Source organism: Aliiroseovarius pelagivivens, assembly GCF_900302485.1.
GTDB lineage: Bacteria > Pseudomonadota > Alphaproteobacteria > Rhodobacterales > Rhodobacteraceae > Aliiroseovarius > Aliiroseovarius pelagivivens.
This window is the reverse complement of the sequence record NZ_OMOI01000001.1, coordinates 1415865-1429758: the sequence shown is the minus strand read 5'-3', so window position 1 is coordinate 1429758 and position 13894 is coordinate 1415865. Positions and strand designations below refer to the sequence as shown.

Annotated in this window: 11 protein-coding genes; 6 read left to right on the top strand and 5 right to left on the bottom strand. The window is 58.0% G+C overall.

Going from position 1 to position 13894, the window contains the following annotated elements:
- Window positions 1-3 precede the first annotated feature (3 nt).
- The 5 genes from ALP8811_RS07000 to ALP8811_RS06980 form a co-directional block, all read right to left on the bottom strand.
- Window positions 4-1290 carry an HlyC/CorC family transporter gene (locus ALP8811_RS07000; protein WP_370738887.1) on the bottom strand — a complete coding sequence of 429 codons (1287 nt, stop codon included), beginning with the start codon at window positions 1288-1290 and terminating at the stop codon, window positions 4-6.
- 143 nt (window positions 1291-1433) lie between these two features.
- On the bottom strand, window positions 1434-2615 hold the full coding sequence (locus tag ALP8811_RS06995; protein WP_108856416.1) for an ammonium transporter: 1182 nt from the start codon (window positions 2613-2615) through the stop codon (window positions 1434-1436).
- Window positions 2616-2785: 170 nt separating this feature from the next.
- Complete coding sequence (locus ALP8811_RS06990; RefSeq protein ID WP_370738901.1) at window positions 2786-3268, bottom strand: CinA family protein; 483 nt, start codon at window positions 3266-3268, stop codon at window positions 2786-2788.
- Entirely contained in the window at window positions 3268-3768 is a 501-nt protein-coding gene (locus ALP8811_RS06985) for a phosphatidylglycerophosphatase A family protein (RefSeq protein ID WP_108856414.1), read from the bottom strand. The genes ALP8811_RS06990 and ALP8811_RS06985 overlap by 1 nt, the downstream gene beginning before the upstream one ends.
- 1 nt (window position 3769) lies before the next feature.
- Complete coding sequence (locus ALP8811_RS06980) at window positions 3770-4924, bottom strand: bifunctional 2-C-methyl-D-erythritol 4-phosphate cytidylyltransferase/2-C-methyl-D-erythritol 2,4-cyclodiphosphate synthase (protein WP_108856413.1); 1155 nt, start codon at window positions 4922-4924, stop codon at window positions 3770-3772.
- Window positions 4925-5090: 166 nt separating this feature from the next.
- Between ALP8811_RS06980 and dusB the strand changes: the two genes are divergently transcribed.
- The 6 genes from dusB to trkA all read left to right on the top strand — a co-directional run bounded on the left by dusB (window position 5091) and on the right by trkA (window position 13888).
- Window positions 5091-6071: a tRNA dihydrouridine synthase DusB gene (dusB, locus tag ALP8811_RS06975; RefSeq protein ID WP_108856412.1), complete on the top strand. Its 981-nt coding sequence runs from the start codon at window positions 5091-5093 to the stop codon at window positions 6069-6071.
- On the top strand, window positions 6068-7156 hold the full coding sequence (locus tag ALP8811_RS06970) for a two-component system sensor histidine kinase NtrB (RefSeq protein WP_108856411.1): 1089 nt from the start codon (window positions 6068-6070) through the stop codon (window positions 7154-7156). Before dusB ends, ALP8811_RS06970 begins: the two co-directional genes overlap by 4 nt.
- An 11-nt stretch (window positions 7157-7167) precedes the next feature.
- Window positions 7168-8568 carry a response regulator gene (locus ALP8811_RS06965; protein WP_108856410.1) on the top strand — a complete coding sequence of 467 codons (1401 nt, stop codon included), beginning with the start codon at window positions 7168-7170 and terminating at the stop codon, window positions 8566-8568.
- Window positions 8569-8653: 85 nt separating this feature from the next.
- Window positions 8654-10948 (top strand): sensor histidine kinase NtrY-like, encoded by a 2295-nt coding sequence (locus tag ALP8811_RS06960; RefSeq protein ID WP_181363703.1) that lies wholly within the window; start codon window positions 8654-8656, stop codon window positions 10946-10948.
- Complete coding sequence (gene ntrX, locus ALP8811_RS06955) at window positions 10945-12369, top strand: nitrogen assimilation response regulator NtrX (RefSeq protein ID WP_108856408.1); 1425 nt, start codon at window positions 10945-10947, stop codon at window positions 12367-12369. Before ALP8811_RS06960 ends, ntrX begins: the two co-directional genes overlap by 4 nt.
- 142 nt (window positions 12370-12511) lie before the next feature.
- Complete coding sequence (trkA, locus tag ALP8811_RS06950) at window positions 12512-13888, top strand: Trk system potassium transporter TrkA (protein ID WP_108856407.1); 1377 nt, start codon at window positions 12512-12514, stop codon at window positions 13886-13888.
- Window positions 13889-13894: the final 6 nt, after the last annotated feature.

The following is a 13894-nucleotide window of genomic DNA, read 5'->3' as shown; positions in this document are numbered from 1 at the left end:
GGATCAGAGCGGCCGAATTTTCAGCTGCTCGATCCGGTTTCCGTCGCGTTTGACGACCTCGAACCGGAAGCTATGGAAGCTGAACACCTGACCCTCGTTGGGGATCATTTGCGCTTCGTGAATTACCAACCCGGCGATTGTGTTGGCTTCCTCGTCTGGCAGGTTCCAATCTTTCGCGCGGTTCAAATCGCGGATCGTCACGCCGCCTTCCACCATGAAACTGCCATCGCTTTGCGACTTGATTTCGTGTTCGGTCTGGACGTCGAACTCGTCTGTGATTTCGCCCACGATTTCTTCCAGAATGTCTTCCAGCGTGATCAACCCTTCAAGCGAACCATATTCATCCACCACCAGCGCAAAATGCGTGTGGCGCTTCAGAAACTCGCGCATCTGGTCGTCCAACGTGGTGGTTTCGGGGATGAAATAAGGTTCCATCGCCACCTGAAGGACGTCAAATTCCTCGATCACTTTGCCTTCACGCTGGAACACATACATCGAGCGCGACAGATCTTTGGCGTGGATGACACCGATGATGTTCTCGGGTTCGTCACGATAGACGGGCAGGCGGGTGTGACGCGACTCGAGGATTTGCTCCAGCACTTCGACTGCGGGCGCGTCGGCGTCGATCATCTCGATCTGGCTGCGGTGAAGCATGATCTCTTCAACAACACGATCACCAAGGTCCAGCGCACCCAGCAGACGGTCACGGTCTTCTTTTTCAACGGCGCCTTCCGAGTGGCCCAGCGCAATCGCGCCCATGATTTCTTCACGCACGGCAAGGATCTGGCTGTCCGGATCGGTTTCCACACCAAACAGGCGCAGGACGCCGCGGGTGATCATCCGAACGGCTGACACGATAGGAGCGAAGACAAGGATGATCAGAGCAATCGGCCCCGACGCGCGCGAGGCCGCCATCTCAGGGCGGGTAATGGCATAGGTCTTGGGAAGCACCTCGGCGAAGATCAGGACCAGAAGTGTCATGACCAGAGTGGCCAGCGCCACACCGCTGTCGCCGAACAGGCGTGTGAACATCGCAGTGGCCAATGAGGTCGCCAAGATGTTCACAAGGTTGTTGCCCAAAAGGACCGAGCCAATCAGACGTTCATTGTCCTCGGTGATGTTCAGGGCCCGATCGGCACCTCGGTCACCCTTGTCAGCCCGCGAGCGTAGCTTGCCGCGTGACGCCGCCGTCAGTGCAGTTTCCGAACCCGAGAAGAAGGCCGACAGCACCAAAAGCGCCGCAATCGCCGCGCAGCTGATCCAAAATCCTGTGTCCAAACCCACTTCCATCGAAAACTCCATTGTTCTTCACAATCTTATGGGCACTTGCGCCGAGGCTTTCAAGGGATCGTGGCTGGGGCGACGGTCTGCACCACAAAAGAAAAAGGCGAAAGCATGTGCCTTCGCCTTTTCCAGTGCCGTGAGTGGGCGTTCTATGAGGTGATGTCGTAGGCGCGTTCGCCATGGGCCGACAGGTCCAGCCCATTGACTTCGCTTTCCAGATCCACGCGCAGGGGCGTGATGGCGGCGGTCAGTTTGATCAGCACATATGTGACAACGAAAGTGAAGATGCCGACAATGATCAACGCGCCGAACTGCGCCACAAAGCTGCCCTGTCCGAAGACCGCGATCATGATCGTACCGAAGATACCGCCGACGCCGTGCACTGCGAAGACGTCCAGCGTGTCATCGATATTCAGCTTGTTGCGGATAAAGTTCACGGCTTCTTGGCACAGGACACCTGCAACGGCGCCGATGATCAGGGCCGCGATGGGTCCGACGAAACCAGATGCTGGTGTGATCGAGGCCAGACCTGCAATGGTGCCAGTGACGAGGCCAACAAGGCTAGCTTTACCGTATTTTATGCGTTCATAGAGCGCCCAGCTCAGCGATGCCGTGGCTGCCGAGATATGAGTGACCGTGATGGCCATGGCCGCGCCACCGTCAGCGGCCAGTTGCGAGCCACCGTTGAAGCCGAACCAGCCGACCCACAGCATGCCCGCACCTACAAAGACCATCCACGGCGCGTGGGGCGGGGTGGTGCGATGCTTGCGCGGGCCAAGGGCCACGGCGATCATCAGGGCTGCGATGCCTGCGGTTTCGTGAACCACGATGCCGCCTGCGAAGTCGCGTGTGCCGATCTCGCCAAAGATGCCGCCATCGGCCAGTGCGCCGCCACCCCAGATCCAATGGACCACGGGCGCATAGCACAGAAGCATCCACAGCGAGGAAAACGTCAGGACGAAGCCAAAGCCTACGCGTTCAACATATGCGCCGACGATCAGCGCGGGTGTGATGATGGCAAACGTCATTTGGAAGGCAAAGAACAGAACCTCGGGCAGGGTACCAGACAGGCTGTCGGCGGTGACGCCCGACAAGAACGCCTTGTCCAACGAGCCGAACCAACCATGCGAGGCGTCGCCAAATGCGATCGTATACCCAAAGGCCAGCCACAGGATGCTCATCAAACAGGCGATGGCATAGACATGCATGAAGACGCTCAGCACGTTGCGTGCACGTACAAGGCCGCCATAGAAAAGCGCCAGTCCTGGCAGTGACATGAACAGCACCAGTGCTGTTGCTACGATGATCCAGGCAGTATCTGCGCCGTTCATAGTCCCCTCCTTGGGTTTTAACCGTTGGAATGGGGTGTGATGGAATTTCCAGCGCAACGCACCCGGAACGCGCGTTTCCTTGGTGAGCGTGGGGCGGAAAACGTGGGTTGCTTAAAAAATAGGCGAGGTGCCTAGGGGTATGCCTGCAGAATGCGCGAGGTAAGAACGGATCAGGCTTGAACTGATCTCGCCTCTGCCCCTTGTGTAAGCAGCATAAGCGCGTGTTTGGCGGCGGCAGCGCGCACTTTGTCCCGGCCCAGCGCACCAAATTCCTGCGTTTCGACATGGATGATATCGCCATGGGCCAAACCGAAACAAACCCGACCTTCGGGCTTGTGTTCGGACCCGCCGGGGCCAGCAATGCCCGTGATGGATACAGTAATATCGGCCTGAGAACGCGCCAAAGCGCCCACGGCCATTTCGGCTGCGACCTGTTCTGATACAGCTCCGTAAGTGTCGAGCGTGGCTTTCTGTACCCCCAACATGTCCTGCTTTGCGGCGTTGGAATAGGTTATGAAGCCACGATCAAACACATCCGAACTGCCCGGCACTTCGGTCAACCATGCGCCGACCATTCCCCCAGTGCAGCTTTCTGCAGTACCGAGCTTTAGGCCCTGCGCGCGGCAGAGGTCCAGAAGGGCGGAAGTATCTATCACATCAAAAACTCATGGGCCGCATAGGCCGAGATGATGACCACAATCGCCGCCGCGACACCGGCCCAGACGTCATCCATCATCACGCCGGTTGCGTCTCCACGGCGGTCCGCTTTGCCAATCGGGCCCCATTTGGTGATGTCAAACAAGCGGAACGCCAAGAAGCCGACGATCCAGCCGGGGTAGAGCGCCAGAATGCTCGCGCCCATCATCCACGCTCCGAACGAGACAGGGAACAGCGTGATCCACATGCCGACCACTTCGTCGATCACAACTTCCGACGGATCATGGTCTGATTTGCCGGCCGTATAGGCCTCAGTCGCTTTTAGACCGATCAGATAGGCCAGAATGGTGGCACCGATCAGCGCAATAGGACCGCCGATCTGATGCAGGATCCATGCGGCGGGCAGGGCGGCCAGACTGCCCCATGTGCCGGGGGCGGGGCGTAGAAGGCCCGAATAGAAGAAAGTGGCGATTAGCTTGGCGGTCGAGGGGGTCATGTTAGGCTCCGATCAGGGTTGCCGTGGCCATCGAGGCGATGCCCTCGGATCGACCGGTGAAGCCAAGACGCTCGCTCGTGGTGGCTTTCACACTGATCCGGTCCACTGCCAGTCCCATGATGTCCGACAGTGCAGCACGCATTGCCAGTGCATTGGGTCCGATCTTGGGCTGTTCGCAGATCAGCGTCACATCAACGTTCGAGATCCGATACCCACGTTCGCCCGCCAGCGCGACTGCGTGGCGTAGGAAAATATCACTGGCAGCACCCTTCCATTGGGGGTCCGAGGGCGGGAAATGCTGGCCAATATCGCCATCCGCAAGTGCGCCGTAGATGGCATCGGTCAGGGCATGCATGCCTACATCGGCATCCGAATGTCCCCTCAGTTTGCGGTCATGCGGGATTTTAACCCCGCAAAGGATTACGTGGTCCCCATCCTCAAACGCATGTACGTCGTAGCCGCTGCCCACCCGAATATCCATCCGGCTCTCCTTATTCTTCTGTTGGCGCTGTAAAAGCAGTCGCTCGGCCCGGGCAAAATCGCCGGGTGTGGTGATTTTCAGGTTCTGTTCGTCACCGTCAACAATGGAAACGTCCAGCCCGGTGGCGCGGGCAACCTCGACATCATCGGCAGCACCGCCGTCATGTGCGTTGTGCGCGCTCAGAATTTCGCCAAAGCGAAAGCCCTGCGGAGTCTGTGCCCGATACAGCCCCGCACGATCCTGAGTGCCCACAACTTGGCCATCTGCACCGCACCACAGCGCATCCGTAACCTGAAGGGCAGGGGCTGCGCCCGGCGTGTGATCAAGCGCGGCGATCACGTCGTGGATCACCTGATCCGAGACCAAAGGCCGCGCAACATCGTGGATCAACACGTGGTCAGGGTCGTCCGCGCGGAGCGCCTGAAGCCCGGCATGGACGCTCGCATCCCGTGTCGCCCCGCCATGCACCAAAGTAACGCCTTCGATCGGATCGGCAAATTCGTGATCATCCGGGTGAATCACAAGAATGATCTGCGAGATCTCGGGATGCGCCCGAAACGCGCGCACCGTATGGGCTGCGACGCTGTTTCCGGCAATCTGGCGCCACTGCTTCGGCACTTCGCCACCCGCGCGTGTCCCGCGCCCGGCGGCCACAATGATGGCTGCTGTCGTCATACAAGTTGTTTAGGCTGTGCTTAGAGGAAGAACAACTCTGCAGTCTGCACCCCAAATACTGCCTAAAAAATGTGCAGAATATGAATCCGATGCTCGAATACTCCGCGAAATGTTGATATATTTCGGGCGGTCAGCCCTAACTATGCGCAGTGCACAAGGAATAAGCATGTCTCTTTCCGTCGGACCCCTTCAATTGGAAACGCCCGTGATTCTGGCCCCGATGGCCGGGATCACCGATTTACCGTTTCGCAATCTGGTCGCCTCGTTCGGGGCGGGGCTTGTGGTGTCCGAAATGGTCGCCAGTCAAGAGATGGTGCAGGCCAAGCCGGGCGTGCGCGAGCGGGCCGAGCTGGGCTTCGGGTTGGACAAGACCTCGGTCCAGCTGGCCGCGCGGGACGTTTACTGGGCGGGCGAGGCGGCGCGTATGGTCGAACAGAATGGCGCGCGGCTGATCGATATCAATATGGGCTGCCCGGCACGTAAAGTGGTCGGCGGCATGTCCGGGTCAGCATTGATGCGCGATTTGGACCACGCGTTGCGCCTTATCGAAGCGATCGTGGGCGCGGTCAGCATCCCCGTCACGCTGAAAACCCGGCTGGGCTGGGATGACACCAGCCTGAACGCACCCGAGCTTGCACGGCTGGCTGAAAGTGCCGGTATTCAGCTGATCACCATCCATGGGCGCACGCGCTGTCAGTTTTACAAGGGCACGGCCAATTGGACCGCGATCCGCCCGGTGAAAGAAGCAGTGTCGATCCCCGTCATCGCCAATGGCGATATCGTCGACAGCGCCACTGCCCGAGAAGCGCTGACCCAAAGCGGCGCAGATGGGGTGATGATTGGGCGCGGTTCTGGCGGACGACCCTGGCTGTTGGCGCAGGTGGCGCATGACCTTTATGGCGCGCCGGCCCCTGACATTCCCAGCGGAGAAGTGTTGGCAAATCTGGTCGCGGATCACTATCGCGCCTGTCTGGACTTCTACGGTCCCGATCTGGGTGCGCGGGTCATTCGCAAGCATCTGGGCTGGTACATGGATGACGCGGGTACGGATCCCGATCTGCGGCGGCAGATCCTGTCGTCGCGCGATCCGCTACAGGTAATTGACCTGATCCCCAAAGCCCTTAGCGCTGAAAGGAAGGCCGCATGACCCGCGATGATCGCATTTGGTCTGTCTTGCCCGTGCCGGGGCTGGAGCTTGATGGGAAAGGGCTTGTCCTTCGTGTGAACGGGGCGGCTGAGAGTTTTCTGAACCTGTCCGAGCGGCGCTTGGTTGGCAGGCATCCCAATGTAACGCTGGGGTTCTCGCTGGATTTTGACGAACTTCTGACCCGCGTCCGTGAAAGCAGCAACGCGCTTTACGTGGATGGTGTGGATATGCGCTTGTCCGACTCCACGACGCGCGACGTCAATCTTCACATCGCGCCTTTGCCTGAAGAGCCGGGAGCGTCCTCAGGCTATATCGTGATCCTCCAGCCACGCGGCGGGTCCGAGGCATTGGGGCAGGTTCAAGGCACGAAATCAGCCGCGCGTCAGGCCATCGGCATGGCCGAAATGCTTGCACACGAAATCAAGAACCCGCTGGCGGGGATCTCGGGGGCCGCGCAGCTTTTGTCCATGTCATTGCCGCCCGAGGATCAGGAAATGACCGATCTGATCGTCGCCGAGACCCGGCGCGTCGTCGCACTTCTTGATCAGGTCGAACGGTTCGGAGATCTGCGGCCCCCTGAAAGTCAGCCGACGAACATCCATGACCTGCTTGATCGCGCATGGGCAACGGCGCAGTTGGGCTATGCCGCAGGAATGGAGATCTCCAAGCTGTATGATCCGTCTTTGCCGGACGTCTTCGTCGACGCGGACCAGATCCAGCAAGTGTTCCTGAACTTGATTAAGAACGCAACGGAAGCCTCTGGTAATCAGGGGAATATTACGCTGAAGACGTTCTATGACAGCGGATTGCGGGTGCCTCTGCCCAACGGGGATCAGGCGCATCTTCCCATTCAGGTCGAAGTCATTGACGACGGTCCCGGCCTTCCACCAGATATCGCTGACAGTGTATTTGATCCCTTTGTTTCGGGCCGTGAAAACGGCACCGGTCTGGGGCTGGCGCTGGTGTCCAAGATCATCACGGATCATGGTGCGCTGATCTCGGTCAATTCTGTTCCGGGGCGCACGGCGTTTCGGATCAGTCTTCCCGTCGCAAAATCTCTTCACGCAACAAGTCGTAAACCCTAAGGAGTCCTGAGATGGATGGAACAGTTCTGGTGGCCGATGACGATCGTACGATCCGCACGGTTCTGACACAGGCGCTGACTCGCGCGGGATGCCGTGTGCATGCGACAGGCTCGATCCAGACACTTATGAAATGGGTCGAAGAGGGCCGCGGGGACGTTGTGATCTCGGATGTGGTGATGCCCGACGGCAATGGGCTTGAGGCCTTGCCACGCATCTTGAAGCTGCGCCCGGATTTGCCTGTGATTGTGATCTCAGCGCAGAACACGATCATGACTGCCATTCAGGCGGCCGAAGCCGACGCATTTGACTATCTGCCCAAGCCCTTCGACCTGCCAGAGTTGATGAAACGCACCGCGCGTGCGTTGGAACGCAAGCGTGTACGTCCCGCTGAACTTGCCAATCCCCAACCACCGGTGGCACGCGATGTGGATGATCTGCCTTTGGTCGGGCACAGCCCAGCAATGCAAGAGCTCTATCGTCTGGTTGCACGGGTTCTGAATGTTGATCTGCCGGTGCTAATCACCGGGGAAAGCGGTGTCGGGAAGTCTTTGATTGCGCGCGCACTGCATGATTTTTCAGATCGCGGGGTTGCGCCGTTTGTCGTTGCCACGCCTGACGATCTAAGCCACCCGGAATCGGTGCAAACGCTTCTGTCGCGTGCGCGGGATGGGGTTATCTTGTTCGACGGCATTCAGGATCTGGACGACGCGGCACAGGGAAGACTGGCGCGCGTTCTTGATGCAGTGATGGAAAACAACACGCGCGTTCTTTCGATCTCGCAGGGGGATCTGGGAAGCGCGGCTGCGACCGGGCGATTCAGATCGGATTTGTACTACCGCCTAGCGGGGATTGTTATTCCAGTTCCTCCGTTGCGCGACCGGATTGAGGATATTGTCGGGCTGGCAGAGCACTTCCTGAATCGTGCCGCGCAGGACGGGCTTGCAAAACGTCAGCTGACAGAAAGCGCAGCGTCAGCGCTCAGGGCATATCCCTGGCCGGGGAATGTGCGCGAACTTGAGAATTTGATCAGTCGATTGGCGGTTACAGGAATCGATGACCGCATTGCATCCGCTGAATTCGAAGCAGCCCTTGGCACTACGGGCGCGCAGGCGGTTAGCGTTTCTTCGGTGGGCGGCACCAATGGGCAGGAAATGGCCGATGCGCGTCTGTCTGATACGGTTGCGCAACATTTGCAGCGATATTTTGATTTGCATGGCGGAGCGCTCCCTCCAACTGGCTTGTATCAGCGCATTTTGCGGGAAATTGAGCTTCCATTGATCGAAATCGCATTGGATGCCACAGGGGGCAATCAGGCCAGATGTGCCGATCTTCTGGGAATCAACCGCAATACTTTGCGTAAAAAGATCACCGAGCTCGAAATCGAGGTGACACGCCGCCGCAAGTTGATGTAAAAGGGCAACATAGCGTGGCATTCGGGCACAAGATCCGAACCATATTGGCGGCAACTGTCTGCATGAGGCTGCGGACAGAGATTTTATGAGGGCGAGCACAGTGGCGCAACGCGCGGTGCGGAAGTCGAATTACGAGCGTTATCTGTCCATGCGCCGTTGGCGCAAGTACAGCTCTTACGGCGCATTTGGAATGATCGTGTTCGGGCCGATTTTGGCCGTGACCACGTTCTTGGTGCTGGGCCCTTTTGCTCAGGGCGCCGACAGTCGTGCGCTTCGACTGATTATCCTTGCAGACATCGTCTATGTGATCCTGGTCGCCGGGTTTGTTCTGGCAGGCGTCAGTCGAATGATTGTCGCACGCCGAAAGGAAAGTGCAGGGTCGCGATTGCACTTACGTCTGACGGGTGTTTTTGCCTTTATCGCGCTCAGCCCGACGATCCTTGTCGCAATCTTTGCAATGCTGACATTGAATATGGGGCTCGAGGGGTGGTTCTCGGATCGCGTGCGCACCGTGGTTGGAAACTCGCGTGCTGCGGCCGAGGCGTATAAGCAAGAAAGCCGGGATGGGCTGGTGCAAGACGCCCGCGCGATGGCCGTATTCCTTGAATTACAACGTCAGACCCAGCTTTTGTTAACCGATGCCGAGGTCGGGCAGTTCCTGAAGCAAGCTCAAGAGCGCATCCAACGTGGTCTTCGTGAGGCCTACGTGGTCTCGGGCGATGGCACGATCCGGGTACGTGGCACGCGGTCTTATCTGTTTGATTATGAACAGCCCACGTCAGAGCAGTTTGCACAGGCAGACGCTGGCGATGTCGTGGTGATCGAGGATTGGGACATCAACGAGTTTCGCGTGTTGATCCGTCTAAAGGACTTTACGGATCATTACATACTGCTGACCCGCGACGTAAACGGCGACATCCTTGATCTGGTGGATGAAACGCAAGAGGCCGCGCGGGTCTATAACCAGCTTGAATCGCAACGTGGCCAACGCCTATTCCAGTTCGGCCTTATCTATCTGGGCTTCGCCGCAATCCTGATCCTTGCGGCCATTTGGATGGGAATGTGGTTTGCCGAGCGTCTGTCACGCCCTGTGGGGCGTTTGGCCAGTGCGGCCCAACGTGTCGGGGCAGGGGATCTGGATGTACGCGTCATCGAGGAAGAAGGCGATGACGAGATCTCGATGCTGGGGCGGTATTTCAACCAGATGACCAGCAGATTGAAGGGCCAACGTGACCGGTTGCTGGAAAACACCGACCAGATTGAACGTCGTAGACGTCTGTTTGACAGCGTGCTCAGCTCGGTCACCGGTGGTGTGATTGGCTTGAATGCGGGCGGGCAGGTGACGTTCCTGAACCGCGCCGCCGAGCTTCTGCTGGATGTACAAGATGAGAATGATCAAGAGCACGAACTGTCGCTGGTCGTACCCGAGTTTCAACCGCTTCTCGATGCGGTTTCGAAGGGTCAGCCAAGTGCCCAGCAGGAAATGCGCCTGACCCGCAATGGCAAGCAGGAAAACCTGTTGGTCCGAATTGCCACCCGTCGCAGTGATGATGATGGTCTGGAAGGTTACGTGATTGCATTTGATGACGTGACAGATCTGGTTTCAGCCCAGCGCATGGCAGCCTGGGGGGATGTTGCCCGACGCATTGCACACGAAATCAAGAACCCGCTGACCCCGATCCAACTGTCTGCGGAACGGATCAAGCGCAAGTTCTCTAAGGTCGATGGCGTGGACGTCGACGCGCTTGAACAATACACCGACGTGATTGTGCGCCAGACCAACGATTTGCGCCGGATTGTGGACGAGTTCTCAAAATTTGCGCGTATGCCCGAACCTGATCGGCGCGAAACTGATCTGACCAAGCTATTGCAGGATATCCTTCTGCTGCAGAAAACGGGTCAGGAAGAAGTGCGGTTCAGATCTCAGATCGTGGATCACCCTGTACTGATCGAGATTGACCAGACTATGATTGGTCAGGCGTTGACGAATTTGATTAAGAATGCCGGTGAAGCCATTGAAACATTGTACGAAAGTGGCAAACCCGATGGACATCAGGCCGAAATTCATGTGGCGATGGGACATGTGGATGGTGGGATCAGCATTACAATTGCCGACAACGGCATCGGCCTGCCGGAAGATCGCGCCCGATTGTTTGAACCCTACGTGACGACACGTGAAAAAGGGACCGGGCTGGGCTTGCCGATCGTCAAGAAAATCATCGAAGAACATGGCGGGCGTCTGACGCTGGAAGATGCGCCCGTTTTTGAAAGTGAAATAGAAAAAGGCGGCGCACATTTTGGCGCCATGGCCCGCATCTTCTTGCCGATTAGCGGCGCAGATCGCGGTGACAAAGCTACAAACACAGGAGAACCGACATGAGCGATATTCTGATTGTTGATGACGAACGGGACATCCGCGAACTGATTTCAGATATCCTTGAGGATGAAGGCTTCACGACCCGACTGGCGGGCACCTCGGACGAGGCTGTTGCGCAGGTCAAGGCCGATCCGCCTGCGCTGATGATCTTGGACATTTGGCTAAAAGACAGTGCCATGGACGGGATCGACATCTTGAAGATGGTCAAGCGCGATCATCCCGAAGTGCCGGTGGTGATCATCTCGGGGCATGGCAATATTGAAATTGCGGTCGCGGCGATCAAGCAGGGGGCTTACGACTTCATCGAAAAGCCCTTCAACATTGACCAATTGATGGTTGTGATCACACGCGCGATGGAGACCAGTCGTCTGCGTCGTGAAAACACCGAACTGAAACGCCGAGATAGCCTGCCGTCTGAAATGGTTGGACAAAGTTCGTCCTTCAAGAACTTGAAATCTAACCTTGATAAGGTCACCAAATCCAACGGTCGCGTGATGCTGACCGGACCTGCCGGAGTTGGCAAAGAGTTGGCTGCACGTTTTATCCACGCCAATTCCGATCGCGCGTCCTCGCCCTTGGTCGTGGTTAATTCCGCCTCGATCGAGGCCGACCGCATGGAAGAGGTGTTGTTTGGCCGTGAAAGCGACGAGCGCGGAATTGAGCCGGGACTGCTGGAAGAGGCCAATGGCGGCGTCGTCTATTTTGATGAAGTTGCCGACATGCCTATCGGAACGCAGTCGAAGATTTTGCGCGTGCTGGTCGATCAGCGGTTCAAAAGGGTTGGCGGCGCAGACAAGGTGTCGGTCGATTTGCGGGTGGTTTCGTCCACCAGCCGTGACCTGCAGGCCGAGATTGCCGCCGGAAACTTCCGAGAAGAGCTGTTTCACCGTCTGAACGTGGTGCCGATTGCAGTGCCGCCCTTGGACGAACGGCGCGAAGATATTCCTGAACTGGCTGCGCATTTCATATCGATGTTCAATGCCGAACAGGGCTTGCCGCTGCGCGAGCTGGCCGAGGATGCACAAGCGATGCTGCAAACGATGCAATGGCCTGGCAACGTGCGGCAGTTGAAGAACGTGGTCGAACGGGTGTTGATCTTAGGGGATGGTACGGATCCGATTGCAGCAGCAGAACTTCCGGGCCAAGAGGCTGCCGTCGAAGAGGGGGCTGATCAGGCTGTTGTTGTGTCCGGGGCTCTGGCAATGATGCCCCTGCGCGAAGCACGAGAAGCGTTCGAGCGTGAATACCTGCTGACCCAGATCAACCGTTTTGGGGGCAATATCTCGCGCACAGCGAATTTCGTCGGGATGGAGCGCTCGGCGCTGCACCGCAAGCTGAAGTCATTGGGCGTCGTAACCGGCTCCAAGGCTGGTGCACGTATGGCCTATGTTGCGGGCGAAGAGGAAGAATCCGCCGAGGCGTGATGGATTGTAGGAGTGCGCGGTCACAGGGCAAGCCATTGACCCTTCCGTGCCCATCTGCCATCCCTTCGACAGGATTGCGCATGTCACATGCGGTCGAAGCGGCGCCTGACTGGTTACAGGACCGCGTTCTAAGGAGAGCCGGATGAAGGTTATCATTTGCGGTGCAGGGCAGGTGGGGTGGCAGATCGCCCGCCACCTTTCTAGCGAAAAGAACGATGTGACCGTGGTGGACAACAACCCCGAGCTTGTCGCGCGGGCGACCGATACGTTGGATGTTCAGGGGATTGCGGGCCACGCCTCGCATCCGGACGTGCTGGACCGTGCCAATGCGCGGGATGCCGATATGATCATCGCCGCCACCTATTCGGACGAGGTGAATATGGTCACCTGTCAGGTGGCGCATTCGGTGTTCTCGATCCCACGCAAAATCGCTCGTTTGCGGTCGCAAAGTTATTTGGATGCGATCTATGCCGACCTGTATCGGCGGGATCACTTGCCAATCGACGTGGTGATTAGCCCCGAACGCGAGGTCGCCGAGGCGGTTTTGAAACGCATTCAAGCCCCGTCTGCCTTCGATATTGAAAGCTTCATGGGCGGCAAGGTGCAGCTTCTTGGGATACAGCTTGGCGATGAATGTCCGGTTCTGAACACCCCTTTGCGTCAGTTGACGGACCTTTTTTCTACCCTCAGCGCCATTGTAGTCGGCGTTCGCCGTGACAAGGGACTGTTTGCACCCGAGCCTGGGGATCAGTTGTTCGCAGGCGACCAGATCTATGTGTTCACCCGAAGCGAAGACGTAAACCGCACGCTGGAAGTGTTCGGCAAGTCTACTAAACGGCAGGAACGTGTGGTGATCCTTGGGGGCGGCAATGTTGGCTTGGCTGTTGCGCGCGAGCTTGAAACCCGGACGGATCGCATCCGCGCCAAAGTGATCGAACTGAACCGCGATGTGGCTGAGCGCGCGGCCGATACTCTGGAACGCACAGTTGTGTTGCATGGTGATGGGATGAACCGCGAACTGATGAAAGAGGCAGGCGTACCGCGCGCCGACGCCATTCTGGCTGTTACGGATGATGACAAGGTGAACCTTTTGTCTTCGGTACGGGCGAAGGCGGAAGGCTGCGCCATGTCCATTGCGCTGGTCAATGACCCGTCGCTTGTGGGTCTGATGGAACCCCTGAACATCGACGCCTATATCAACCCGCGCACGCAGACGGTCAGTTCGATCCTGCGGCATATCCGGCATGGTAAAGTGCGCGAGGTCTATTCGCTGGGCGACGCCGAAGCCGAGGTGATCGAAGCGCAGGTTCTTTCGACCTCTCCTATCGCAGGCAAGGCTATCCGGGATGTGGACTTCCCCGAGGGCGTTCTGGTTGGGGCCTTGATGAAAGGCGAGACGGTGGTCAAACCCGCTGGCAAGGTACGCATCGACGAAGGCGATGTGGTGACATTGTTCTGCATGGCCGCTGACGTGCCCGAGGTTGAGCGTCTGTTGCAGGTCTCGATCGACTTCTTCTAGGGCGGA